The sequence below is a fragment of the Pseudomonas extremorientalis genome (genome assembly GCF_024584605.1).
Lineage (GTDB): Bacteria > Pseudomonadota > Gammaproteobacteria > Pseudomonadales > Pseudomonadaceae > Aquipseudomonas > Aquipseudomonas extremorientalis.
This window is the reverse complement of sequence record NZ_CP089519.1, coordinates 4,159,226-4,182,857: the sequence shown is the minus strand read 5'-3', so window position 1 is coordinate 4,182,857 and position 23,632 is coordinate 4,159,226. Positions and strand designations below refer to the sequence as shown.

20 protein-coding genes are annotated in these 23,632 nt (G+C 63.6%); 13 read left to right on the top strand and 7 right to left on the bottom strand.

What is annotated here, in order from left to right; all coding sequences use genetic code 11:
• Positions 1 to 10 precede the first annotated feature (10 nt).
• The 5 genes from LUU92_RS18715 to LUU92_RS18695 are packed head-to-tail and all read left to right on the top strand — an operon-like array spanning position 11 to position 4,726.
• Positions 11 to 976 carry an amino acid ABC transporter permease gene (locus tag LUU92_RS18715; RefSeq protein ID WP_257102464.1) on the top strand — a complete coding sequence of 322 codons (966 nt, stop codon included), beginning with the start codon at positions 11 to 13 and terminating at the stop codon, positions 974 to 976.
• Complete coding sequence (locus tag LUU92_RS18710; RefSeq protein ID WP_257102463.1) at positions 969 to 1,742, top strand: amino acid ABC transporter ATP-binding protein; 774 nt, start codon at positions 969 to 971, stop codon at positions 1,740 to 1,742. Before LUU92_RS18715 ends, LUU92_RS18710 begins: the two co-directional genes overlap by 8 nt.
• An 18-nt stretch (positions 1,743 to 1,760) precedes the next feature.
• Complete coding sequence (locus tag LUU92_RS18705) at positions 1,761 to 2,684, top strand: ABC transporter substrate-binding protein (RefSeq protein WP_257102462.1); 924 nt, start codon at positions 1,761 to 1,763, stop codon at positions 2,682 to 2,684.
• Positions 2,685 to 2,696: 12 nt separating this feature from the next.
• Positions 2,697 to 4,280: a flavin monoamine oxidase family protein gene (locus LUU92_RS18700; RefSeq protein WP_071492148.1), complete on the top strand. Its 1,584-nt coding sequence runs from the start codon at positions 2,697 to 2,699 to the stop codon at positions 4,278 to 4,280.
• 11 nt (positions 4,281 to 4,291) lie between these two features.
• Entirely contained in the window at positions 4,292 to 4,726 is a 435-nt protein-coding gene (locus LUU92_RS18695) for a RidA family protein (protein WP_071492147.1), read from the top strand.
• A gap of 3 nt (positions 4,727 to 4,729) precedes the next feature.
• Here the strand turns inward: LUU92_RS18695 and LUU92_RS18690 are convergent, their stop codons facing one another.
• The 5 genes from LUU92_RS18690 to LUU92_RS18670 all read right to left on the bottom strand — a co-directional run bounded on the left by LUU92_RS18690 (position 4,730) and on the right by LUU92_RS18670 (position 8,769).
• A complete protein-coding gene (locus LUU92_RS18690) occupies positions 4,730 to 5,107 on the bottom strand; it encodes a c-type cytochrome (RefSeq protein ID WP_371322025.1) in 378 nt (125 codons plus the stop codon).
• 72 nt (positions 5,108 to 5,179) lie between these two features.
• Positions 5,180 to 6,004, bottom strand: coding sequence for an HAD family acid phosphatase (locus tag LUU92_RS18685; RefSeq protein WP_102592878.1), 825 nt, complete (start codon positions 6,002 to 6,004; stop codon positions 5,180 to 5,182).
• A 46-nt stretch (positions 6,005 to 6,050) separates the two neighbouring features.
• On the bottom strand, positions 6,051 to 7,247 hold the full coding sequence (locus tag LUU92_RS18680; RefSeq protein ID WP_257102460.1) for a DUF1835 domain-containing protein: 1,197 nt from the start codon (positions 7,245 to 7,247) through the stop codon (positions 6,051 to 6,053).
• A 150-nt stretch (positions 7,248 to 7,397) separates the two neighbouring features.
• Positions 7,398 to 7,640, bottom strand: coding sequence for a hypothetical protein (locus LUU92_RS18675; protein WP_058426121.1), 243 nt, complete (start codon positions 7,638 to 7,640; stop codon positions 7,398 to 7,400).
• 52 nt (positions 7,641 to 7,692) lie between these two features.
• A complete protein-coding gene (locus tag LUU92_RS18670; RefSeq protein WP_257102459.1) occupies positions 7,693 to 8,769 on the bottom strand; it encodes an aldo/keto reductase in 1,077 nt (358 codons plus the stop codon).
• 131 nt (positions 8,770 to 8,900) lie between these two features.
• On the opposite strand from LUU92_RS18670, the gene LUU92_RS18665 reads away from it, so the two are divergent.
• The 7 genes from LUU92_RS18665 (at position 8,901) to LUU92_RS18635 (ending at position 14,518) form a co-directional block, all read left to right on the top strand.
• On the top strand, positions 8,901 to 9,578 hold the full coding sequence (locus tag LUU92_RS18665) for an ABC transporter ATP-binding protein (RefSeq protein ID WP_071492142.1): 678 nt from the start codon (positions 8,901 to 8,903) through the stop codon (positions 9,576 to 9,578).
• The gene (locus tag LUU92_RS18660; protein WP_071492141.1) at positions 9,575 to 10,366 is read left to right on the top strand and encodes an ABC transporter permease; all 792 of its coding nucleotides are present in this window, start codon (positions 9,575 to 9,577) and stop codon (positions 10,364 to 10,366) included. Before LUU92_RS18665 ends, LUU92_RS18660 begins: the two co-directional genes overlap by 4 nt.
• Before the next feature lie 113 nt (positions 10,367 to 10,479).
• Complete coding sequence (locus LUU92_RS18655) at positions 10,480 to 11,100, top strand: glutathione S-transferase family protein (RefSeq protein ID WP_071492140.1); 621 nt, start codon at positions 10,480 to 10,482, stop codon at positions 11,098 to 11,100.
• Positions 11,101 to 11,191: 91 nt separating this feature from the next.
• Positions 11,192 to 12,112 (top strand): LysR family transcriptional regulator, encoded by a 921-nt coding sequence (locus tag LUU92_RS18650; protein ID WP_257102458.1) that lies wholly within the window; start codon positions 11,192 to 11,194, stop codon positions 12,110 to 12,112.
• The gene (locus LUU92_RS18645; RefSeq protein ID WP_257102457.1) at positions 12,112 to 12,996 is read left to right on the top strand and encodes a LysR family transcriptional regulator; all 885 of its coding nucleotides are present in this window, start codon (positions 12,112 to 12,114) and stop codon (positions 12,994 to 12,996) included. The genes LUU92_RS18650 and LUU92_RS18645 overlap by 1 nt, the downstream gene beginning before the upstream one ends.
• Before the next feature lie 79 nt (positions 12,997 to 13,075).
• Positions 13,076 to 14,008 (top strand): pyridoxamine 5'-phosphate oxidase family protein, encoded by a 933-nt coding sequence (locus tag LUU92_RS18640; protein ID WP_071492137.1) that lies wholly within the window; start codon positions 13,076 to 13,078, stop codon positions 14,006 to 14,008.
• A 105-nt stretch (positions 14,009 to 14,113) separates the two neighbouring features.
• Positions 14,114 to 14,518, top strand: a complete 405-nt coding sequence (locus LUU92_RS18635; protein ID WP_257102456.1) for a RidA family protein — start codon at positions 14,114 to 14,116, stop codon at positions 14,516 to 14,518.
• Positions 14,519 to 14,546: 28 nt separating this feature from the next.
• On the opposite strand, the gene LUU92_RS18630 is transcribed toward LUU92_RS18635, so the two are convergent.
• Both LUU92_RS18630 and LUU92_RS18625 read right to left on the bottom strand, forming a co-directional pair.
• Entirely contained in the window at positions 14,547 to 15,986 is a 1,440-nt protein-coding gene (locus tag LUU92_RS18630) for an efflux transporter outer membrane subunit (RefSeq protein WP_257102455.1), read from the bottom strand.
• On the bottom strand, positions 15,986 to 16,777 hold the full coding sequence (locus LUU92_RS18625; protein ID WP_222540041.1) for a helix-turn-helix transcriptional regulator: 792 nt from the start codon (positions 16,775 to 16,777) through the stop codon (positions 15,986 to 15,988). Before LUU92_RS18625 ends, LUU92_RS18630 begins: the two co-directional genes overlap by 1 nt.
• A gap of 487 nt (positions 16,778 to 17,264) precedes the next feature.
• Here LUU92_RS18625 and LUU92_RS18620 point away from each other — a divergent pair, with 487 nt between their 5' ends.
• Positions 17,265 to 23,474 (top strand): non-ribosomal peptide synthetase, encoded by a 6,210-nt coding sequence (locus tag LUU92_RS18620; RefSeq protein WP_257102454.1) that lies wholly within the window; start codon positions 17,265 to 17,267, stop codon positions 23,472 to 23,474.
• The last annotated feature ends 158 nt before the right edge of the window (positions 23,475 to 23,632 follow it).

Here is a 23,632-nt window from a genome sequence, read left to right as displayed (position 1 = left end):
GGAATACACCATGCCTATCGTCGCCAAACCCTATGACCTGATCGACGCGCCCAGTCCGGTGCGCCAGGCCCGTGTCTCCACGCCGATCAAGGCCCTGCAGGTGGTGCCCGCCCGGCATCCCTGGCGCTGGGCCGGGTCGATCTTTGCGGCGCTGGTGCTGCTGGCCATCGTGCACTCGCTCGCCACCAACCCGCGCTGGGAGTGGGGCGTATTCGGCCAGTGGTTTTTTTCGCCGTCGGTGCTGCGTGGTCTTGGGCAGACGCTATTGCTGACCCTGCTGAGCACGCTGTTCAGCATTATCCTTGGTACCGCGCTGGCGTTGGCGCGGCTGTCGGGCTCGCCGCTGCTGGCGGCGTTGGCCTGGGGCTATATCTGGTTTTTCCGCTCGATGCCGGCGTTGCTGGTGCTGATCATCCTCTACAACTTTGCCTACCTGTATGACCACATCGTGCTCGGTGTGCCGTTCACCAGCCTGGTGTTCGCCGAGTGGTCGACGGTGGATGTGCTCAGCCAGTTCACCGTGGCCGTGCTGGGCTTGAGCCTGATGCAGGCGGCGTATGCGGCGGAGATCATCCGTGGCGGCCTGATCGGCGTCGACGCCGGCCAGCATGAAGCCGCCGCGGCCCTGGGGTTGCCGGCCTCGCGGCGCATCTTCCGGATTATCCTGCCCCAGGCGCTGCGCTCCATCCTGCCGTCGGGTTTCAACGAGATCATCGGCCTGGTCAAGGGCACGTCCATCGTCTATGTGCTGGCCCTGCCGGAGCTGTTCTACACCGTGCAGGTCATCTACAACCGCACCCAGGCGGTGATCCCGCTGCTGATCGTAGCGACGGTCTGGTACCTGATCATCACCACCGTGCTGACCAGCGCTCAGTACTACGTCGAACGCCACTTTGCGCGGGGCACCGCACGGGTGCTGCCACCCACGCCGCTGCAACGCATTCGCGGCTGGATCAAGGAGAAGACCCATGGCTGAAGCACGCGCCGGGCGCATCCAGATCCAGGGCGTGGGCAAGCGCTTTGGCAACCAGCAGGTGTTGAAAGACATCGACCTGACCATCGACCCGGGCAAGGTCACGGTGATCCTCGGGCCGTCCGGCTCGGGCAAGTCGACCTTGCTGCGCACCATCAACCACCTGGAAAAGATCGACAGCGGGCATATCACCATTGACGGTGAATACGTCGGTTACCATCGCAAGGGTGATCTGCTCTACGAACTCAAAGAACGGGAGATTCTCAAGCGCCGTATCGACGTCGGTTTCGTGTTCCAGAACTTCAACCTGTTCCCCCACCTCACCGCCTGGGAAAACGTCGCCGAAGCGCCCCTGGCCCACAAGCGCTGGAGCAAGGCCGAGGCCCAGGCCAAGGCGGCCGGGTTGCTGGCCAAGGTCGGCCTGGCGGACAAGGTCGATGCCTATCCACGCCAGCTCTCTGGCGGCCAACAACAGCGCGTGGCCATCGCCCGTGCCCTGGCGCTGGACCCCAAAGTGCTGCTGTTTGATGAACCCACCTCGGCCCTCGACCCGGAACTGGTGGGCGAAGTGCTCGACGTGATCAAGGGCCTGACCCAACTGGGCGTGACCCTGGTGATCGTCACCCACGAGATCGGCTTTGCCCGCGAGGTGGCCGACCACGTGGTGTTCCTCTGCGACGGCCAGTTGATTGAAGAAGGCCCGCCCGAACAGATTTTCCGCCAACCGCGACATCCCCGCACTGTGGCCTTTCTCGGCAAGGTGCTGTAGTTCAAGGAGTGACTGCCCATGTTTATCTCTACTGCCCGCGTGGCCCTGCTGGCGTTTGCCGTCAGCACCGCGCAACACGCATTCGCCGTGCAACAGGTCGACCTCAGCCCCGACCGCCCGCGCATCCATGTGCCGCGTAACGAGGCGGCCATCGCACAGATCCCGCCGGGCTTCAAGTTCGCCCAGCCGGGCAAGTTCACCGTGGCCGTCTCCGGCGTGGCCGGGCCGCCCCTGGCGCTGTTGGCCAGCGACGACAAGACCACCATCGGCAGCGAGGCTGACACCGCGCAGCTTGTTGCCGATAGCTTGGGCCTGCAACTCAATGTGGTGCAGACCAGTTGGGAGGACTGGCCCCTGGGTGTCAGTTCGGGCAAGTACGACGCGGTGATCAGCAACGTCACCGTGACCGAGGCGCGCAAGAAGCGCTTTGACTTCGCCACCTACCGCCAGGATGTGCTCGGCTTCTACGTGAAGAGCACCAGCAAGATCAGCGAGATCAAGCAGGCGGCGGACATCGCCGGGTTGAAGATCATCGTCGGTTCCGGCACCAACCAGGAAAAAGTCCTGCTGGCCTGGAACGAGGCCAACGAGAAGGAGGGGCGCAAGCCGGCGCTGTTGCAATACTTCGACGACCAGGCTGCCGCCCAGTTGGCCGTGCAGTCCGGGCGCAGCGATGCGCTGTTCGGGCCTAACTCGGTGTATGCCTATTCGGCGGCAGTCACTGGCGGTATCAAGCTCGTCGGCACGGTGAATGGTGGCTGGCCGTTGAAGGCCGATATCGCGGTGACCACGCGCAAGGACAACGGCCTGGTCAAGCCGATCCACACCGCCCTGGAAGGCGCGATTGCCGGCGGCCAATACGAGCAGGTGCTGCAACGCTGGGGCCTGGACATCGAGCGGGTCGACACGTCGCTGATCAACCCACCGGGCCTGCCGGATTAAGGAGCATCGAGCATGGGACTGACACGACGTGAAGCGCTGTCGAGCATCGCTGCGGTAGGGGGCGAGCTGGCGGTCAAGGACGCGCTGGCGGCATTGGGCCTGGGGCCGTCGTCACACCGCCGTCCGCAACCGTTGAAACTCAAGGAAGGCCTGGGGCAGGGCACGCGTGTGCTGGTGCTGGGCGCGGGGATTGCGGGGCTGGTCACAGCCCTGGAACTGACCCGCGCCGGCTTCGAGGTGCAAGTGCTGGAGGCCCGTGAGCGGGTGGGCGGCCGCACCTGGACGATCCGCAACGGTGACCGCGTGGACTACAAGGACGGCCGCACGCAAACCGCCGCGTTCGACCCGGGGCATTACTTCAACGCCGGGCCGGCACGGATTCCCAGCCAGCACCGCACGATTCTCGACTATTGCAATGAGCTGGGCGTGCCGCTGGAAGTGCTGGTCAACAGCAGTCATGGCGCCCAGGTACGGCCTGATGTGGGCAAGCCTGCATTCACGGTCGGCCAGGCCATCAACGATGCGCGCGGGCACCTGTCCGGCTTGCTCGCCAAGGCCGTGCAGCGCGATGCTCTCGATGATCTGTTGAGCGGTGAAGAGCGTACGCGCTTGCTGGCGTTCCTGCGGGTGTATGGCGACCTGTCCCAGGAGCTGGCTTTCGAGGGCACGATCCGTTCGGGGCACCTGGAATCGCCAGCCCACCCCGGCGCCTTGCCCGCCAGCCGCCGCCCGTTGGCGCTGGACCAACTGCTGCATCCGGAACTGTGGGGCGCGTTGCTGCACACCGAATTCCCGGAGTTCTCTGCCACCATGTTCCAACCGGTGGGCGGCATGGACCGCATCACCGACGCCTTCTACCAGCGCGTCAGCGGTCATGTACAACTGGGCGCCCAGGTGCGCCGTATCCGCCAGTTGGAAGACGGCGTGGCGGTGACCTATCACGACCAGCGCAGCGGCCGCGAGCAGGTCGTGCGCGCCGACTACCTGATCTCGACGTTGCCGCTGCCGTTGCTGGCCAGGCTCGACACCGACTTCAGCGACCCGATCAAGGCCGCCCTGCTCAGCACCCGCAGCGACCAGGCGACCAAAGTGGCGTGGCAGTCGCCGCGCTTCTGGGAGACCGACTACCGCACCTACGGCGGCCTGTCGTGGATCGAACACCCGGCGCGCCTGCTGTGGTACCCGAGCAATGACCTCAATACTCGCGAAGGCCTGCTGGTGGCGGGCTATGTGACCGGGGAGGGCGCCGATGTGTTTGGCGCGCAACCGTTCGACAAACAGTACGCCACCTCCAGGGAGGCCGTGGAACTGCTGCATCCCGGGTATTCCAAGCACCTGCGCAATCCGCTGGCGGTGTCCTGGGAGCAGATTCCCTACAGCGAAGGCCCGTGGCTGCAGCGCGAGCATTTCCCGGCCGACGCCAGCGCCTTGCTCGAAGCCGGGCATGGTCGGGTCTATTTCGCCGGCGACGGGCTGGTGCAAAGCGGCGTGGGTATCTGGCAGGAATCGGCGGCCAACTCGGCGCGCCATGTGGTGGGGCAACTGGCTGAACGGGTGACTCAACACCGTCATAGCGCGGCATTGGCCGCTTCATAAGGAGATTCATCATGAGCGACAGCATTCAACGTACCAGCGTCGGCGACTTCCCGATTTCCCAGACCGTCACGGTGCCGGCATCCGCCAGCCTGATCTTCATCAGCGGCACCTTGCCCGACCTGCACGATGCCAGCGCCCCGGCGGGCACACCGGCGGCCTATGGCAATACCGAAGTGCAGACGGTGTCGGTGTTCAACAAACTGCGCACGATCCTGCGCCGGCAGGACCTTGACCTGGGCGATATCGTGCAGTTGCGGGTGTTCCTGGTGGGGGCCGATGAGACGGGTGGCAAGCTGGATTTCGCCGGCTTGCAGGCGGGGTACACGCAGTTCTTCGGTACACCTGAGCAACCGAACAAGCCGGCACGTACGGCGCTGCAAGTGGTGGCGTTGCCATTGCCCGGTGCGTTGATTGAGGTCGAGGCGGTTGCTGCAAGAGCGGTGTGAGGCTCAACGAGTCTTGGCAATCACACCGCTCATGTATTGATTCAAATCGCGGAAGTCGCTAACCCTCCATGCGAACGGCGCTAGCTTCACGCCGTTCTCTCGCAACGTCCTTGGGATCAGGTCGCCATTGGGGCGAAGTATGATTGAAGAGACGATAACGCCTGGGTAGTCATTCAGGCGTTTTTTGAACGCGGCGGTGGTCAGGTCAGGGGTGGGGGGATTGCTCTTGTTGGCCAGGGGGCCTGTGCCTTTGATATCCGCGCCGTGACACATCGCACACCGCTGGGTGAAGAGGGTTTTCCCGTTGGTGTTATCCGCTGCAGAGAATGACGGTTGGAGGAGCGATAAAGCGCCGAGCGATGCGATAAGTACTCGTTTCATTTCCATATGGCCTTAGTGTGTCAATCAGATGTGAGCCGATGGCGTCAAGGACGGTGGGCCAGCCAAGGCTGATTACTCCTGCAGCTGCAAAGCCCGCTGCTTGAGCTTGCGCTTTTGCTCGAACGGCAGCTTCTCATCATCCCCATACGGCGCGCTGTACCAGTTGCCATAGGTCGGGTTGGGCAACAAGAACCAGCGTTGCCCCAACCAGTTCACATAGGGCTCCACCGCCTTGCGCTGATCCGCGAGGGTGTTGTGGTCGGCCTGCACGAAATCCCCCAGGGAATCCCCGGCCATCAATAACACGCGGGCATGGGCCGCGACCCATTGGCGGCGGCAGTTCTTGCCGTAGCCGGCGCTTTCGCAGTGGCCGGTGGGGGTGCTGGCGGCCAGGACCTGTTGGTCGCTTTCAACCGGGAAACCGCGCAGGCGCAGGTTCTTCACCGTGGCGGCGACCTGGCTGTGTTCGCGGTTGGTCAGGTAATACACCTTGATGCCTTTTTGCCGGGCTGCCTGCAGGAACGCCACGGCACCGGGCAAGGCCTGGGCCCTGGCCTGGTCGACCCAGGTGTTCCAACGGTCGTAGGAATAGACCTGGTTGTTGACCACATCGCGGGCGTTGAGCGGTACGTTGTCCAGCAGGGTTTCGTCGATATCGACCACCACCGCCGGCGGTAACCCGTTCAGGTTGCGTGGGGGAAAGGGCAGGGCATCCCAGGTGGGATCGGCCAACGCCACGTCAAGTTGACGGGTGGCATTGGCGAAGAGCTGGCGGTAAATCAACTCATGCTCGATGGAGGTCTGGGTCCAGAGCACGGCATCGAGTTGGTCATTGGCCGGCGGCGTTTGTTGGCAGCCCGCCAGCAGAAGCAGGCTGGCGAAGATCAGGTTGCGCATGGGCAGTCTCGCAAGTGAGGAGTGAATGGGCAGCACGTTAGCGTAATCACGGGCGCCATACAGGCATGATGTGTTCATCAATCGCCCAGTGGGGTTGGCGAGGTCGCAAGCATATGCCACCCACCCATCGCACATGGCTGGCGTGATCCAGCCAGTTGGCGTCACCGTTCAACACGGCCTGCCCCAGCGCAGTCAACGCCAGCACCTGGCGTGGCCAGTCCAGGTGCGTGTCGGTGGCGGTCAGTAAAGGGTTGTCGCCATCGATCAGCGGTCGCAACAGCGCATGAAACATCATGTCCCCCAGGAACGGCAGCGGTTCACGCTTGGCCATCAGTTCGGCGAACACTCGACCGAATGGCGTTGGCCCGTTCTCGGCGAGGTACGTCAGGGCCAGGCGCTCGGTCAGCGACAGGCCGTCGTGCAGGCCGGGCAATTCCTGTAATTGACGCAACAACGCCGGGGCAAGCAACGGCAAGGCGGTGTGGCTGTCGTGGGCTATTTGCGCCCATCTGACTGGCGAGCTGTCGCAGTACGCCGACCAGGCCTGTTTGGCCAGTTGCACGGCGTCCTCCTCGAGCAAGCGCCGTTGCGGCCATAGCCACGCCAATACATCCGGCGCCAGTTGGCCGATGCCGATAAAACGCTGCACGCCGGGAATGCGGTCCACCTCGATGAGCTCCAGTTTGTGCGGCACCTGTTCAAGACCGGCGAGTGCGCGGATCAGGAACAGCTGGTCATAGGCATCCGCTTCGCACCACAGCACACTGTGGTCGGCGCTGGCCAATGCGTCGAGGTGGTCATATTCAACGTCGACGCGACGAGCTGCATCGGCTTCATCGATGGCGAAGGCCTGGCTGATAAAGGCACTGCGCAGGGCGCGGAACGCCTGGCGGGGCAAATCGCGGACCGGGCCCATGCACAGCGGGTCGGCGAGCATCCGGAACTGCCCTTTGAACCCCGCCAGTTGCAGGCTGTGGGCAATGTCATTGCCGCAGCGCCAATGGGTGGTACGGGCTTCATCACTGGCGGCAAAATCGGGGTGGCGGGCGGCGAAGTCGATGGCATCGATATGGGCCTTGAGCTTTGGCCAACTGCTGAAACCCAGCTGCCTGGCGATTGCCCATTGGGCCAGGGACAGGGTAGCGTTCGGGTTTTCGGCTTTCAGGCGTGGCAGCAGTTCCTTGGCACGCTTGCGCTGTTGCTCAAGGTTGAGACGGCCATCGGTGTTGAGTGGTTGGGACATACGATCTCCTTGCACAAACCTTTTCCGCTTCAAGGTGGGGAGTCGTAGAAAAAGAGGGTGTTGCAGTGTCCTGGGCGCAGCCCTTTCCGCGGAAGGTGGCGTAGAGAGCGCCAGGCGGGAAATATAGGCAGTGCCGCGCTCGTTTGCAAATCAGTGTTGCGCGTCTGGCGTGTGATCAACCCAATGGGTCTTGATCCCCTTCGCCCACGCCACTGTGTAGAAACAGCTCAGCAATACAATCCCCCACTGTTCGGCATTGATGGATGACCAGAACCAGAACGGCTGGCCCGCCATGCCGAACAGGCAGGCGTAGCGGCGCACTTTCAAGCGTTTGCTTTGGCTGAACCAGATGGCAACGACGCCGAGGGCGGCGATCATGATTTGGGCAATCACGGGGGGCTCCTTGAATGGGAAAAGGCAGCCTTGGCGCAAGGCTGCCAAGGCATTACTTGTCCTTGCGCGCATCCATGGTCTTTTGATGCTCAGCCAAAAACGGCTGCTCTGCCGGATCAAAGCGGTCGATCCCGGCGGTAAAGCGATGCCAGTAGGGGTACAACGGCTGGCGACGCGTCACGGCTTCGATGCGTGAAGATTGTTCCTGGGTCAGTGTCAACTCAGTCGCAGCGAGGTTGTCGCGCAAGTGTTCTTCAGTGCGAGCGCCGACGATCAGCGAAGTGATCCCCGGTCGATCCTTGAGCCATGCCAGGCACGTGCGGGCTACCGAGACACCGTGTTCATCGCCGACCGCCGCAAGGGTTTCGATGATATCGAGCGCCCGCTCCTGATCATGCACATAGGGTTCCGGCCAACCGCTGCCCTGGCGGGTGTTGGCGGGCGGCTTGTGACCCCGACGGGTAGACCCGGTCAACAGGCCTTCGCCCATCGGGCCCCACACCAGTGTGCCCACCGACTGGTCCAGCGCCAGTGGCAGCAGTTCGTACTCGGCCTCGCGGGATTCCGGGGTGTAGTAGATCTGCTGGGTGACAGGTTTGAGCATGCCGTGCAGTTCGGCCTTGCCCAGGGTTTTCATCATCTGCCAGGCGGTGAAATTGCTGGTGCCGAAGTAGCGTATTTTCCCCGAACCTACCAACAGCCGCAGCGCTTCGAGGGTTTCCTCGATGGGGGTCATACCGTCCCAGTTGTGCAGTTGATAGAGGTCGATATGGTCGGTGCCCAAGCGTTTCAGGCTGGCTTCGCACGCGCGAATCAGATGGTAGCGCGAAGAACCGGAGTTGTTGGGGTTGTTGTCCACCGGGCTGCGGCCCTTGGTGGCCAGCAGGATATCGTTGCGTTTGGCGCCCAAGGCTTTGCCGACGACTTCCTCGGCCAGGCCGTGGGAATAGAGGTCGGCGGTGTCGACCATGTTCACACCCGCGTCGAACGCGATATCGAACATGCGTTTGGCCTGGGGGACATCCACCGATCCGCATTGCTCAAACTCGGCGCGACCGCCGAAGGGCACGGTGCCCAGGATGATTTCGGATACCAGCAGGCCGGAATGGCCCAGTTGTCGGTATTGCATGTCGCCTCCTCGGTAACGTTGAATCTAAAGCTCTGAGCCACACCGGATGCGATAGTTTGAATTTTTTGCATGAAATCCTGGCGAGTGTGCCTCACCATTGCATCATCCGGATTGAGAGGAACACCGCGTCCATGAGCGCACTGATTGAAACCCGCGCCCTCACGCGCCTGGACGAGCGTCGCCAGGTGCCGTTGCTCCAGCCCACCGATTTCAGCCTGCAGGCCGGCGACCGGGTGTCGATCACCGGCTCATCCGGCTCCGGCAAAAGCGTATTCCTGCGCGCACTGGCGCTGCTGGATGCGCCCACGTCCGGGCAGATCCTGTGGAACGGCGAGCCGATCGGCAACGCGCAGATTCCTCACTACCGCTGCCATATCAGCTACCTCTCCCAACGTCCGGCGCTGCTCGACGGTACGGTGGAAGACAACCTGCGTTTTCCCTACAGCCTCAAGACCTCGCGCAAGCGCAGCTTCGACCTGGCGACGGTGACCGCACTGCTGGGCCACGCCGGCAAGACGCCGGACTTTCTGGCCAAACACGCCGCCGACCTCTCAGGCGGTGAGTCCCAGGTGGTCTCGCTGATCCGCACCCTGCAACTCAACCCCGAAGTGCTGCTGCTGGACGAGCCCACCGCCGCCCTCGATCCCACCTCGTCCCGCGAAGTGGAAGCGCTGATCGACGCCTGGTTTGCCGAGGACAGTTCCCGTGCCTGCATCTGGGTCTCCCACGACCTGGACCAGGCCCGGCGCATGAGTGACATCCACTTGCAGATGAGCGCCGGTGTACTGAGCGGAGTGGCCCAGCCATGAATTACCAGAACCTCACCGCGCTGGACATGGGCATTGCCGCCTCACTGATCCTGATCAATGGCGCGCTGTCGCTGCTGTTGCGCCTGGGCCTGGGCCGCCAATTGCTGTGGGCGGCGGTGCGCACGGTGGTGCAACTGCTGGCCATCGGTTACCTGTTGGGCTGGGTCTTCGAGTTCGCCTATTGGTACGTGGTGCTGCCGCTGATGTGCGCCATGACCCTGATCGCCGGTCTCTCCGCCGCCGGGCGAGGACGGCGGACTTACCGGGGCCAGCGGGTCGACAGCATCCTGTCGGTATGGGGCAGCTCATGGCTGGTCACCGCCGTGGGGCTGTTTGCGGTGATCCGCATCCACCCCTGGTACGAGCCGCAGTACGCGATCCCGATCCTTGGCATGATCCTCGGCAACACCCTGACTGGGGTCTCCCTGGGTATCGAACGCATGACCCAGGAACTGACCTCGGGGCGCAACACCATCGAAATGATCCTGGCCCTCGGCGGCTCACGCTGGGAGGCCGCGCAGGACGCCATCCGCCAGGCGGTGCGCGCCGGCATGATCCCGACGCTGAACCAGATGACGGTGGTCGGCATCGTCAGCCTGCCCGGCATGATGACCGGGCAAGTGCTGGCGGGAGAAAGCCCGGTGGATGCGGTGCGCTATCAGATCGTGATCATGTTCCTGATTGCCGCGTCGTCGGCGTTGGGTACGGTGGGGGCGGTGTTGCTCACTTACCAGCGGTTGTTTTCTGCGAGCCATCGGTTTTTGCGCGACAGACTCGAGGAACGCTGAGCGGTATTGTTTCACTGGGTGAAATGCTCGATTGTAGAGCGTGGTGATTCCAACGTCAGGGGCCGGCGGTAGAGCATGTGCGGCGTTGCCATCCCATTCTCTTGGAGCCTTTCATGATCAAACTCTATGGTTTCCCGTTGTCCGGCCACTCTCATCGGGTCGAGCTGATGTTGTCCCTGCTGGGCTTGCCCACGGAATTTATTCTGGTGGACCTCAAGCAAGGCGCCCATAAGTCCTCGGACTATCTGGCCACGATCAACAGCTTCGGCCAGGTGCCGGCGATTGATGACAACGGCGTGGTGTTGGCCGACTCCAATGCGATCCTGGTCTACCTGGCCAACACCTACGGCAAAGGCCAGTGGCTGCCAAGCGATCCGGCAGGGCAGGCTCGCGTGCAGCGCTGGCTCTCGGCCGCCGCCGGTCAACTGCACGTCGGGCCCGCGTCGGCGCGGTTGGCCACGGTGTTTGGCGCGGACATCGATACCTGCGTCGCCATTGCCCGTTCCCACGCCTTGCTGAAACTGATGGAGACGCAACTGAGCCAAAATCGCTTCCTGGCCGGCGAGCAACCGACCATCGCCGATGTCGCTTTCTACACCTACACCGCCCATGCGCCGGAAGGCAATGTGTCCCTGGCCGACTACCCTCAGGTGCGTGCCTGGCTCGCCAGCATCGAAGCGCTGCCGGGATTTGTCGGCATGCCTCGCACAGCCGTGGGCTTGCAATCCCACTAACGCGAACCCTGGTTGTGGTCAGTGAGCCTGTTGTGGCGAGCGAGCTTGCCACAGGGGAATAGCGATATGCAGTTGCTTGAGAGGAGTGCCGATGGACCGATTTCATGAAATGCAGGTGTTCCTGGCGGTGGCCGAGGAGGAGGGTTTTGCCGCCGCCGCACGCCGCCTGAACACCTCGCCACCCAGCGTGACCCGGGCCATCGCCGCCATGGAGGAACGTATCGGCACCCAACTGCTGGCGCGCACCACCCGCAGCGTGCACCTGACCGAAGCCGGCCAGCGTTACCTGGAGGATTGCCGGCGTATCCTGGCAGACCTCGATGAAGCCGAAGAAGCGGCGGCCGGCAGTTACTCCATCCCCTGCGGCCACCTGACGGTCACGGCGCCAGTGCTGTTTGGCGAACTGTATGTGGCGCCGGTGTTGGGGGAGTACCTGGACCGCTTTCCGCTGGTGAACATCAATGCCTTGCTGGTCGACCGCGTGGTCAACCTGGTCGACGAAGGCGTCGATGTCGCAGTGCGTATCGGTCATCTGCACGAGCCGGGCCAGCAGGCGATCAAGGTCGGCGAAGTGCGCCGGGTCGTCTGTGCAGCGCCAGCCTATCTCGACCAGCACGGGCGACCCGAGCACCCGTCGCAGTTGCGTGAGGCCAAGATCGTCACGTCATCGTCGAGCCAGCTGGTGAGTAGCTGGGAGTTTGTCGACGCCGGCCAACCCTTGACCGTGCCCATCGAACCGCGCCTGGTCGTTACGGCAAACAATGCCGCGATCAACCTGGCGCGCCTGGGCTGGGGCATGACGCGGGTGCTGTCCTACCAGGTCGCAACGGCGGTGGCAGCGGGCGAGTTGGAGATCGTCCTTCAAGCGTATGAGGCCGAGCCGTTGCCGATCCAGGTGGTGTTCCAGAAAAGCGGCCGCGTGCCGGCCAAGATCAACACCTTTGTCGACTTTCTCAGCCATCGCCTGGGCCAGGACGCCGCCCTGAACCCTGCGATGAAACGGCGCGGTTGATGGAGCGCTATCGCGATATGCAGTTGTTCGCCGCACTGGCCGGACACTCGAGCCTGGCCGGCGCAGCGCGCAGTGCGCAGGTGTCCGGGCCGACCCTGGTCCGTGCGGTGGCCCGCCTGGAAGCGCGCCTGCGCGTGCCATTGCTTGAACGCAGCACGCAGGGCGTGAGCCTGACCGACGCCGGCAACGCGTACCTGGCCGATTGCGTGCGCCTGCTCGCCGCCGTGGACGCCGCCGAAGCCTCGGCCAAAGGCTTGCATGTGCAGGCCCAGGGCAACCTACGGGTGTTTTTGCCCTTTCTGTTCAGCGCTCATGTGATGGCGCCGGTCTTGGCCGACTACCTGGACCGTTATCCCGAGGTGAGCCTCGCGGCGCACTACCACGACTATTATCCCAACCTGCACGAAGAAGGGCTGGACGTGGCGATCCTCGTCGGTGAGTTGCCCGACTCGTCGTTGATCGCGCGGCCGGTGGGGCAGGTGCGGCATATCCTTTGCGCCAGCCCCGGTTATCTGGCGATTCACGGTGAGCCTCAACGCCCGGACGACCTCCAGCACCATCGGCTGATCGCCACTGCCGGCCAGGTGCATTGGGATTTCCAGGGCTACCCACTCAAGGCCCGTGCGCGCCTGGGCTGCGCCACGGTGCAGGGCGCGATCAATGCGGCGGTGCATGGGGCGGGGGTGATTCGCTGCCTGAGTTACCCGGTTCACGAGCATTTGCAGAGCGGGCAATTGCGTCGCCTGTTGCCGGGTTTTGAACAGCCACCATTGCCCGTGCACGTGGTGTACCGCGAAGGCCGCAACGCACCGATGCGCGTGCGCAGCTTTGTCGACCACTGCGTGGCGGCGCTGCGTGAACATCCGGCATTTCAACTGGCGTAACAGTGGATTGCCTGGCGTGGTGCTTCCCTGGGTGGCGAGCAGGGCGCAGCATCGGGCTATCCAACATGAGGTGCTTGCCATGAACCTGATCGAACCATCGCCCTGGCATGCCGGTGAACGGCACATGCAACAAGCAGTGGGTGTCGCCGAGCGCATGGCCGTGGTCGGGCCCAAGGTGATCCGTGATCATTTGCCCGAACAGCATCGGGATTTCTACCCTTTGTTGCCGTACCTGATGCTGGGTGTGGTGGACGAGCAAGGCATTCCCTGGGCGACGCTGCTTGAAGGCGCCCCGGGCTTTGCCCACTCGCCGGACCCGCAGACCTTGCAGGTCGACAGTCTGCCGTCGGCCAACGACCCGGCCCGCAACGCCTTGCGTGAAGGTGCATCCATCGGCCTGCTGGGCATCGACCTCAACACCCGCCGCCGCAACCGCATGAACGGGCATATCGGTGCGCTCGATCACGAAGGCTTTTCGGTCGACGTGGTGCACACGTTCGGCAACTGCCCCAAGTACATCCAATTGCGGCCGGTGGATGCCATCGCACGCAAGCCCGGCAGCGTGGCCGAACGTTCCAGCAGCCTGGATGACGCGGCCCTAGCGCTGATCCGCAATGCCGACACCTTCTTCGTCGCCAGCTACGTCGAGGTGGACGGCCAGCGCTCGGTCGACGTTTCCCACCGCGGCGGCAATACGGGTTTTGTGCGGGTCGAAGGCAACGTGCTGACCATCCCCGACTTTGCCGGCAACCTGTTCTTCAACACCCTGGGCAATCTGCAGGTGAACCCGGTGGCGGGGTTGTTATTCATCGATTTTGAATCGGGGGATGTGCTGCAGGTGGCCGGGCGCACTTCACTGATCCTCGACGGCCCGCAAGTGGCGCTGTTCGAGGGCGCCCAGCGCTTGTGGACCGTCACCGTGGAACATGTGGTGCGGCGCCCGGCGGCGTTGGCGTTGCGGTGGCAGTTCGCGGAGTTTTCGCCGTTCAGTCTGGCGATGGGAAGTTGGTAGCCAGCACCCCTCGATGATCCCCGATATGTTGCGGGATGTTGAACCGCCGGATTGAACGATTGCTTTGGGTTAGCCTTGTTTTCCTACCGACAACAAGGAAATGTCATGCAGAGAAAGGTCATTAATCCCACAACGGTATTCAACGCCCTGCAATACGGCTTCAGCCAGGCCATGGAAGTGCCGGAGGGTCGGCGCATCATGCTGTCCGGCCAGGTGGGTGTCGATGCCGACGAGCGCACCGTCGGCCCGGGTATTGCGGAACAGACCGCCGCCGCTTTGGACAACATCGAAAAGGTGTTGGCCGAGGCAGGCGGTGATTTGTCCCATGTGATCATGTTGCGGCTGTACATCGTCGAGTCCGCCCGTGACCAGCAGAAGCCGATCGCGCAAGCGCTGCGCGAACGCTTCCCGCACAACCCGCCGCCGTCTTCGTGGATTATCGTCAGCGGGTTGTCGTTGCCGGATTGGTTGATCGAAATCGAGGCGGAGGCGGTGATTGCGCAGGCGTAGATACAGTGAGGGCTAGGGGCACGTGAGCTTACTGTGGTGAGCTGATTTGTTGGGTGAGCAGGCCTAATGCAGCAGTCGGGCTTGCGCTGACGTCCCACGCGCCGCCCAGCGCTGTATACAACTTCACTTCCGCCACCAGTTGCGCCAGGCGGTCGACGATCAACGCCTGTTGCGAGCTGAACAACGTACGTTGCGCATCCAGGAAGGTGAGGTTGCTGTCGACGCCACTGCGGTAGCGATGCTCGGCCAGGTTGTAATACTGCTGGTTGGCCGCGACGAAATCCCGTTGCGCCTCCAACTGGTCGGTATAGGTCTGCCGCGCCGCCAGGCCATCGGCGACTTCCTGGAAGGCGGTCTGGATCGATTTTTCGTACTGCGCCACGCTGATGTCTTTTTGCAGTTTGGCGTAGTCGAGGCTGGCGCGCAGGCTGCCGGCGTTGAAGATCGGCAGGTTGATCTGCGGCTGGAACGTCCAGCTGCCCGAGCCGCCCTTGAACAGCCCCGACAGTTCGGTGCTGGCGCTGCCGGCGTTGGCGGTCAGGCTCACCGACGGGAAAAACGCTGCACGTGCCGCGCCGATATTGGCGTTGGCGGCGCGCAACTGGTACTCGGCCTGGAGGATATCCGGGCGGCGCTGCAGCAAGTCCGAGGGCAGGCCGGCCGGCACGCGGGCCACCAAGTCGGCGGCGAGTGGACGCGACGGCAATTGTTCGTCCACCGGGCCACCCACCAGCAGGGCGAGGTTGTTGAGGTCCTGGGCGACCTGGCGCTCATAGCGGGCCACGCTGGCGCGGGTGCTTTCGACGCTGGTGGTGGCTTGCACCACGTCCAGCGCCGAGGCTTTGCCGGCGGTTTTGCTGCGGCTGGTGAGGCGCAGGCTATGCTCGTTGGCCACCAGGGTTTGCCGGGCCAGGGCCAGCAATTCCTGGTCGGCACGCCAGGTCAGGTAGGCATTGGCGACGTTGGCGACCAGGCTCAATTGCGCACTGCGCCGCGCCTCTTCGGTGCCCAGGTAGGAGAGCATGGCCTGTTCGCTGAGGCTGCGGATGCGGCCGAACAGGTCCAGCTCATAGGCGCTGATGCCCAGGGTCGCGGAATAGCTGGAGGTGATGGCGGCCTTGCCGGTGCCGGTCACGTCCCCGGGCACACGCCGACGCTGGCCGGCGCCGGTAGCGGACACCGCCGGGAACAGGTCGGCACGCTGGATACGGTACTGCGCCTGGAACGCCTCGACGTTCAACGCAGCCACGCGCAAGTCGCGGTTATTGACCAGCGCATCGCCAATCAACCCTTGCAGCGCCGGGTCGTGGAACAGCTGCTGCCAGTCCGATGTGCCGGACTGCGCCAGCGCATACACGCCCGCCTGGGGATACTGCGCAGGCACGGGCGCCGCAGGCCGTTGGTAGTCCGGGATCAGCGAACAGCCGCCAAGCATCCAGGCCATCGCAAAGGTACTCAATTTATGCATCAGGCGCCCACCATCCACTTGGCCAGACCGTGCCTTCCACTCACGCCCAACTTGGCGGCGGCGCGCTTGAGGTAGGTTTCGATGGAGCTGTTCTTCACGCTGAGTTTCTCCGCGATCTGCGGCACGGTGCCGCCGGTCAGCAAGCCGAGGCACACCTCTTGCTCGCGCGCCGACAAGGTGATGTCGCCCAGGGACAGGCGCTTGTAGAACTCACGTTGCAATTGCGATTGCTCCAGCATCGTGTGGGCCGGTTCGACCTCGGTGTGCGGTGCCTGGCGCAGGCTCTGGGCGTGGCACTCGATCAGCGGCAGCAGGGTGTCCGACAGGCACTTGAGAAACGACAACTCGGCCAGGGAAAACCCGCGCTGGGTCGGCGGGCGATAAAACGAAATCACACAGCGCCGGTTGCCCTGGCGCGACACCAGGTTGCACTGGTGTGAGGTGTCACGCGGGTCTGCGCTGTTGGCCTTGGCTTTCAACTGGATCAGCAGCGGGTCCTGCATGCCGAGCATTTCGCGCAACAGCGGATGGTCGTCCATGGAATTCAGGGCCAGGGGCGGCAGGTCCTGCGTCTGGCCGGCGCTGCCCAGCAGCGTGATATCGAGCACACGGTCGCGTAGCTCGTCGAGGGTCCATTCGCTCAGATCCACCAGGTGGATCGGCACCCACTTGTCCACCAGGTGCAGCATGTGGGCGGCAAAGCCCGGGTGGCCACTGCTGGCAATCAACTCGCCCATTTCGGCGTAGAAATGGGGGCTTTGGGTGTTGGCAATACTGCTGGTCAAACTCATAGCCTTCTCATCCTTGATATCGAAAACCGTGTACAGACCCTCTGGGCCTCTGCGGGGCGATCCGTTGCTCACACACCAGAGTCGGTATTCGAAAGTGTATTTAGCCAGTGGATTTGTCCTACGTATGTAGCGGAAACGTGGGACATAACCTGCCATAAAAACCGCGTCATTAATTCGACGTTTCTGACAGGTAATTCCCACTACGAATAGCCAATGGAGATTTTTATGTTTAAGTAACTATTTGATATATAAGTAAAATATTGTTTTTAGAAAGCATTCGCATAAAAAAGCATCGGCCAGATATAGCCAATGTCCTACAACTCTTTAATCGTTTCAGCAATGAACCATCAGCCACGCCCGGTCTATCCATTCGGATGTCCGGGTTTAGGGTGACAGACAGCCCCTGGCCACCATGCTCCAATCCGGCCCATTCGTCGTAATGGGCACCCCTGCGCGGCCAGTGCCTGACCTCCATGAGAAGGATCTTATGAAGCATTCACCCAGCTTCCCCCTCACCGCCGCCCAGCAGGACATCTGGCTCGACCAACTGCGCGCAGGCGACTCGCCGTTGTACAACATCGGTGGTTATGTGGATTTTGCCGGTGCCATTGACCCCGGCCTGATGCAGCGCGCCGTTGAATGCCTGGTGGCCAGGCACGATGCGTTGCGCACGCAACTGCACAGCGACGCCGACGGCCTGCCTCGCCAGACCTTCGCTGCCACGTTGGCTGCGGACCTGGCGCTGCATGACGTTTCCAAGGCTTGCGATCCGCAGGCCGCGAGCCACGCCCTGATGCAGGCGCAAATGGCCCTGCCTTATGCGATGCAGGGTGCGCCGTTGTTCCGCTTTTTCCTGGTCAAGCTCGACGACGATCATTACCGCCTCGGCACCCAGGCGCATCACCTGATCCTCGATGGCTGGGGCTTCGGCCAGATGCTGCAATCCCTCGCGCAGCTGTACACGGCCCTGGCGCAAGACCGGCAACCGGACTTGCCGGCGCCGTCCTACATCGATTTTATCGACGCAGACCAGCACTACCACGCGTCAGCCCGTTATGCCCGCGACCGCGCCTATTGGCTGGACAAATACCGCTTGATTCCGGAGCCGCTGCTGACCCCACGGCACACGGCCAAGGCCGCGAGCAATACCTTGGTGCAGGCGTTTCCGGTGGCACTGCTCAACCGAATGGAACAGGTGGCCAACCGTTACCAGGCGTCGGCGTTTCATGTACTGCTGGCGGCGCTGTATGTGTATTTCACCCGCACCGCCCAACGCGAAGAATGGGTGGTGGGGGTGCCGATTCTCAACCGTTCCAATGCACGGTTCCGCTCCACCGTCGGGTTGTTCACCCAGGTCAGCGCCGTGCGCTTGCAGTTTGATGAGCAGTCGCCGTTCAGCGCGGTGGTGCGTGGGGTGCGCGACCAGCTCAAGCAGGACTTCCGCCACCAGCGTTTCCCCCTCAGCGAGATGAACCGTGAGTTGGGCCTGCGTCGCAGCGACCGCGGCCAGCTGTTCGACCTGTCGGTGTCCTTCGAGCAGGACGACCATGAACTGCGCTACGGCACGACAGTGGCCCGTGCGGTCAAGGTGTCCAATCATCACGAGCCGCTGCCCCTGGCCCTCCACCTGCGCAGCAACCGTTACCAGGACACCGCTTGCCTGCATTGCGTCTACAACGAGGCGTACTTCCAGCACGATGAAGTGGCGGCCCTGGCGCAGCGCTTGACCTGGCTGCTGGAACAGGGGCTGGAAGACACCGCGCTGACGATCAGCGATTTTTCCCTGGTGACACCCGCCGAGCAGGCGCGGTTGCAGCAATGGAACGCCACCGACCAGCCTGTCACCCAGCCACACACTCTGCACGCGCGCATCGAAGCCCAGGCCGCGCGCGCACCGGACGCCGTGGCGGCGGTGTACCAGGGGCGGCACCTGAGCTATGCCCAACTCAACCAGCAGGCCAACGCGCTGGCCCATCAACTGCTGGAGCGCGGCGTGCAGCCTGACGACCGGGTGGTGATCCTGGCACGGCGTGGTCTGGATACGCTGGTGGGCTTGCTGGCGATCCTCAAGTCCGGCGCCTGCTACGTGCCAGTGGACCCGGCCCATCCCGCCGAGCGCCTGAATTACCTGCTGCAAGACAGCGACCCGGTGGTGGTGCTGACCCAGCACGATTTGCTGCATCGTTTGCCTCAGTTGACGGTGCCGGTGATCCAGCTCGACCGCCCGACCTTCCACCTGGGCACCAACCCCCGCGTCGCGGTCAGCCCCTCTCACCTGGCCTACGTGATCTACACCTCCGGCTCCACCGGTTTGCCCAAGGGCGTGATGGTCGAGCACCACAGCGTCTCGAACCTGGTGGACTGGCACTGCCGGGCCTTCGACCTGCATGCCGGCAGCCACACCGCCAGCGTCGCCGGTTTCGGTTTTGATGCGATGGCCTGGGAGGTCTGGCCGGCGTTGTGCGTGGGCGCCACGCTGCACCTGCCGCCGGCCCATGATGGCGCCGAAGACATCGACGCGCTGCTCGGTTGGTGGCGGGCACAGCCGCTGGACGTCTGCTTCCTGCCGACGCCCGTGGCCGAATACGCCTTCAGCCAGGGCCTGCACCACCCGACCCTGCGCACCCTGCTGATCGGCGGCGACCGCCTGCGTTCTTTCACCCAGGCGCAGTCCTTCGCCGTGATCAACAACTACGGCCCTACCGAAGCCACGGTGGTCGCCACCTCCGGCCCCATGGCCGTCGGCCGGCCATTGCATATCGGCGCGCCTGTCGCTAATGCCAGGGTGTATGTGCTGGACGCGCAGCAACGGCCGCTGCCCATCGGGGTGGCAGGGGAACTGTACGTGGGCGGCAAGGGCATCGCGCGGGGTTACCTCAAGCGTCCCGAGCTCAGTGCCGAGCGATTCCTCGACGACCCCTTTACCCAGGGGCGCATGTACCGCACCGGCGACCTGGTGCGCTGGCTGCCGGACGGCAACCTTGAGTACCTGGGGCGCAATGACGACCAGGTGAAAATCCGTGGCGTGCGCATTGAGTTGGGCGAAATCGAAACGGCCCTGGCCACGCATTCGCATATTCAGGACGCCGTGGTGCAAGCCCGCGAAGGGCAGTTGCTGGCCTGGTTCGTCCCCCGTGAAGCCGTGCCGATAGAAGCCTTGCGCGCCCACCTGCAAGCATCGCTGCCCGACTACATGCTGCCGGCTGCCTACGTGCAGTTGGACGCGTTGCCCCTGACCGCCAACGGCAAGCTTGATCGCAAGGCGTTGCCCGCACCGACCCAAGAGGCGTTCGTCACCCGTTTGTATGAGGCGCCGCACCTCGGTGTGGAAAGCGTACTGGCGCAGATCTGGGCCGAGCTGTTGCAGGTGCAGCAGGTTGGGCGCCACGACCACTTCTTCGAACTGGGCGGGCATTCGTTGCTGGCCGTGCAATTGGTGCAACGCATGCGCCAGGTCGGGTTGCATGCCGATGTGCAGGTGCTGTTCGGCCAGCCGACCCTGGCGGCCCTGGCGGCGGCAAGTGAGCTCAGCGACGTGGACGCCCCCGACCTGGCCGAACTCGACCCTGCCAGCTTTGATCTGATCGTCGCGAGCATTCCCGGCGGCGTGGCCAATGTGCAGGACATCTACCCGCTGGCGCCGTTGCAGGAAGGTTTGCTCTACCACCACATCACCGATGAGCGCGATCCGTATCAGCAGCAGGCGCTGTTCAGCTTTTCGCAGCGCGAGCAGTTGGACGCGTTTGCCCAGGCCCTGCAACAAGTGATCAACCGCCACGATATCCTGCGCACCAGCCTGGTATGGGAGGCCCTGGAGCAACCGATGCAAGTGGTGTGGTGCCAGGCGCGATTGCGTGTTGAACCGTTGCGCGAGGACCCTGCGCCGCTGGATTTGCGCCAGGCGCCGCTGATGGCCCTGGACTATGCCGAAGAGCCGCAGCACTCGCGTTGGGTTGCGCGGCTGCGTTTCCATCACCTGGTCAATGACGCCACCTCGACCACCATCCTGATGCAGGAAATCCGCGCTCACTTGCTCGGCCAACAGGCGCAACTACCGGCGTCGGTGCCGTATCGCAATGTGGTGGTGCAAGCCCGTTCGCCGGCACGTCAAGCGGCGCACGAGGCGTTCTTTCGCGAGCAGTTGGGCGATGTCGACGAGCCGACCCTGGCCTTCGGTCTCCAGGAGCGCCAGGCGGATCGGGCGCACACCGAAGAAGCCGAACGTGGCTTGAGTGACAGCCTCAATCAACGTTTGCGTGCCCAGGCGCGTGGTATGGGAGTGAGCACCGCCAGTCTGTTCCACCTGGCCTGGGCCCAGGTGCTCAGCCGTATCGCCGGCCGCGATGACGTGGTCTTCGGCACCGTGCTGCTCGGCCGTTTGCAGGCGGGCGAGGGTGCCGATCGCGCCCTGGGCATGTTCATCAACACCCTGCCGCTGCGGGTGCGCCTGGCCGGGCGCACGGTGACCGAAGCCCTCACGCATACCCACGCACGCCTCAGTGCCTTGCTTGCCCATGAACAAGCCTCCCTGGCGCTGGCCCAGCGTTGCAGCGGTGCGTCGCCATTGTTCAACAGCCTGCTCAACTACCGCCACACCGACGCCGAGCGTGACCTGACCCTGGTGCCGGGCATTGCCTTGCTCAGCAGTGAGGACATCCTCAGCTACCCGCTGATGCTGACCGTGGACGACACGGCCAACGGTTTCCGGATCAAGGCCAAGGCGCCGCAGCAAATTGGCGCCTGTCGGCTGCTCGACTACCTCGAAACCACACTGATCAACTTGGCGGACACGCTGGACCAGGTGCCACAGACACCTTTGCGCGACGTTCAGGTACTGCCCGCCGGCGAGTTGAAAACCCTGCTGGTGGACTTCAACGCGACCGACACCGACTACCCCGACACCTTCACGGTGCAGGCGCTGTTCGAAGCCCACGCACGGCATATCCCCCATGCCATCGCCGTGCAGGCCGGCGAGTTGCAACTGACCTACCGCGAACTCAACGAACGCGCCAACCAACTGGCCTTCCACCTGCGTGAGCGCGGTGTGCAGCCGGACGCCCGCGTGGCGCTGTGCGTCGAGCGTGGATTGGAGCTGGTGGTGGGCCTGTTGGCCATCCTCAAGGCCGGTGGCGCCTATGTGCCGCTGGACCCGGGTTATCCGCGCGAGCGCCTGGCCTACATGCTCCACGACAGCCAACCGGTGGCGCTGCTGGTACACGCCGCTACCCGTGACGTGCCGGGTGACGTGTCGATCCCGGTGATCGACTTCGACCACTGCGCCTGGAGCCAGGCACCTGTCGGCAACCCGCTGGTGCCAGGGCTGAGCGTGGCCAACCTGGCCTACGTGATGTACACCTCGGGCTCCACCGGTACGCCCAAGGGCGTGATGATCGAACACCGTGGCCTCGGCAACCTGATGCACTGGGGCTCGCAGCTGTGCCCCAATGCCGAGGGCGGCGCGCTGTTGCAGCGGGCGCCGTTCAGCTTCGACGGTTCGGTGTGGGAGCTGTTCTGGCCGCTCTCCAACGGCATGCGCCTGGTGTTGGCACGGCCCGATGGTCATCGCGAACCGGCCTATCTGGCGCAGGTGATTCGCGAGCAGAAGATCACGGTGATCAAGTTCGTGCCGGCGATGTTGCAGCAGTTCCTTGAGCTGGAAGAGTCCGCGCTGTGTACCAGCCTCACTGATGTGCTGTGCGGCGGTGGCGAACTCACCGAAGCCCTGGCTCGTGGCGTGCAGGCGCGCTTGCCCAAGGTGCGCCTGCATAACGTCTACGGCCCCACCGAAGCCACGGTGGACAGCAGCGCCTGGACCCTGGAACCCGGCGCGCCGGTGCCGGCATTGCAGTTGCCGATCGGGCGGGCGATCAACAACACACGCCTGTATGTGCTGGATGAGCACGATGCGCCGGCGCCCATGGGCGTGAGCGGTCAGTTGCACATCGGTGGGGTCGGCGTGGCGCGGGGTTACCTGGGGCTGCAGCAGATGACCGCCGAGCGTTTTATCGACAGCCCGTTCGTGGCCGGAGATCGCCTGTATCGCACTGGCGACCTGGTGCGTTACCTGCCTGACGGCAATCTGGAGTTCCTCGGGCGTAACGACTTCCAGGTCAAACTGCGCGGTGTGCGCCTGGAACTGGGGGAGATCGAGTCACGGCTGCTGGTGCATCCGGCGTTGCGTGAAGTGGCGGTGTTGATTCGCGATGAACGCCTGGTGGCGTACTTCACCGTGCGTGCCGAGGCGCCGAGCCCGGATGCGTTGCGCGCCCATGTGCTGGAGCAATTGCCGGAATACATGGTGCCGGCGGCGTTTGTGCAGCTCGACGAATTACCGCTCAACCCAGCGGGCAAACTCGACCGCAAGGCCTTGCCGGAGCCGGGGTTGGGGGCGGTGGTGAGCCGAGCCTATGCCGCGCCGGTCGGAGCCGTGGAGAGCTTGATGGCCGGGATCTGGGCTGAGGTGCTGAAGTTGGAGCGGGTGGGGCGACACGATCATTTCTTTGAGCTGGGGGGGCATTCGTTGTTGGCGGTGAACCTGGTGGCGCGGATGCGCAAGGCGGGGGTGGAGGTGGATGCGCGGGCGTTGTTCAGTCATCCGACGGTGGCGCAACTGGCTGGGTGTGTGTTGACGCAGGTGCAGCGGGTGGAGGTGCCTCAGGCGGCTATTCCGCAGTTGGGGCGGCGGCGGCGGATTTGACGGGGCGCCTCAGATCAAAAGCAAGATCAAGAGCGACTCGCTTCGCATCGTAAATACGCTGCTTTTGTAGTCATTACATGAATGAGCGAAGCCGGCGTTAGCGTCGCGCAGAGAGCAGGTCTTTAGCATTATGCAGTGCCGTTTGTCGGGTTCTTTTT

Excerpts from the sequence above, each read along its gene's own strand:
- LUU92_RS18715 (WP_257102464.1), top strand. The coding sequence starts at position 11 with ATGCCTATCGTCGCCAAACCCTATGACCTGATCGACGCGCCCAGTCCG.
- LUU92_RS18710 (WP_257102463.1), top strand. The coding sequence starts at position 969 with ATGGCTGAAGCACGCGCCGGGCGCATCCAGATCCAGGGCGTGGGCAAG.
- LUU92_RS18705 (WP_257102462.1), top strand. The coding sequence starts at position 1,761 with ATGTTTATCTCTACTGCCCGCGTGGCCCTGCTGGCGTTTGCCGTCAGC.
- LUU92_RS18700 (WP_071492148.1), top strand. The coding sequence starts at position 2,697 with ATGGGACTGACACGACGTGAAGCGCTGTCGAGCATCGCTGCGGTAGGG.
- LUU92_RS18695 (WP_071492147.1), top strand. The coding sequence starts at position 4,292 with ATGAGCGACAGCATTCAACGTACCAGCGTCGGCGACTTCCCGATTTCC.
- LUU92_RS18690 (WP_371322025.1), bottom strand. The coding sequence starts at position 5,107 with ATGAAACGAGTACTTATCGCATCGCTCGGCGCTTTATCGCTCCTCCAA.
- LUU92_RS18685 (WP_102592878.1), bottom strand. The coding sequence starts at position 6,004 with ATGCGCAACCTGATCTTCGCCAGCCTGCTTCTGCTGGCGGGCTGCCAA.
- LUU92_RS18680 (WP_257102460.1), bottom strand. The coding sequence starts at position 7,247 with ATGTCCCAACCACTCAACACCGATGGCCGTCTCAACCTTGAGCAACAG.
- LUU92_RS18670 (WP_257102459.1), bottom strand. The coding sequence starts at position 8,769 with ATGCAATACCGACAACTGGGCCATTCCGGCCTGCTGGTATCCGAAATC.
- LUU92_RS18665 (WP_071492142.1), top strand. The coding sequence starts at position 8,901 with ATGAGCGCACTGATTGAAACCCGCGCCCTCACGCGCCTGGACGAGCGT.
- LUU92_RS18660 (WP_071492141.1), top strand. The coding sequence starts at position 9,575 with ATGAATTACCAGAACCTCACCGCGCTGGACATGGGCATTGCCGCCTCA.
- LUU92_RS18655 (WP_071492140.1), top strand. The coding sequence starts at position 10,480 with ATGATCAAACTCTATGGTTTCCCGTTGTCCGGCCACTCTCATCGGGTC.
- LUU92_RS18650 (WP_257102458.1), top strand. The coding sequence starts at position 11,192 with ATGGACCGATTTCATGAAATGCAGGTGTTCCTGGCGGTGGCCGAGGAG.
- LUU92_RS18645 (WP_257102457.1), top strand. The coding sequence starts at position 12,112 with ATGGAGCGCTATCGCGATATGCAGTTGTTCGCCGCACTGGCCGGACAC.
- LUU92_RS18640 (WP_071492137.1), top strand. The coding sequence starts at position 13,076 with ATGAACCTGATCGAACCATCGCCCTGGCATGCCGGTGAACGGCACATG.
- LUU92_RS18635 (WP_257102456.1), top strand. The coding sequence starts at position 14,114 with ATGCAGAGAAAGGTCATTAATCCCACAACGGTATTCAACGCCCTGCAA.
- LUU92_RS18630 (WP_257102455.1), bottom strand. The coding sequence starts at position 15,986 with ATGCATAAATTGAGTACCTTTGCGATGGCCTGGATGCTTGGCGGCTGT.
- LUU92_RS18625 (WP_222540041.1), bottom strand. The coding sequence starts at position 16,777 with ATGAGTTTGACCAGCAGTATTGCCAACACCCAAAGCCCCCATTTCTAC.
- LUU92_RS18620 (WP_257102454.1), top strand. The coding sequence starts at position 17,265 with ATGAAGCATTCACCCAGCTTCCCCCTCACCGCCGCCCAGCAGGACATC.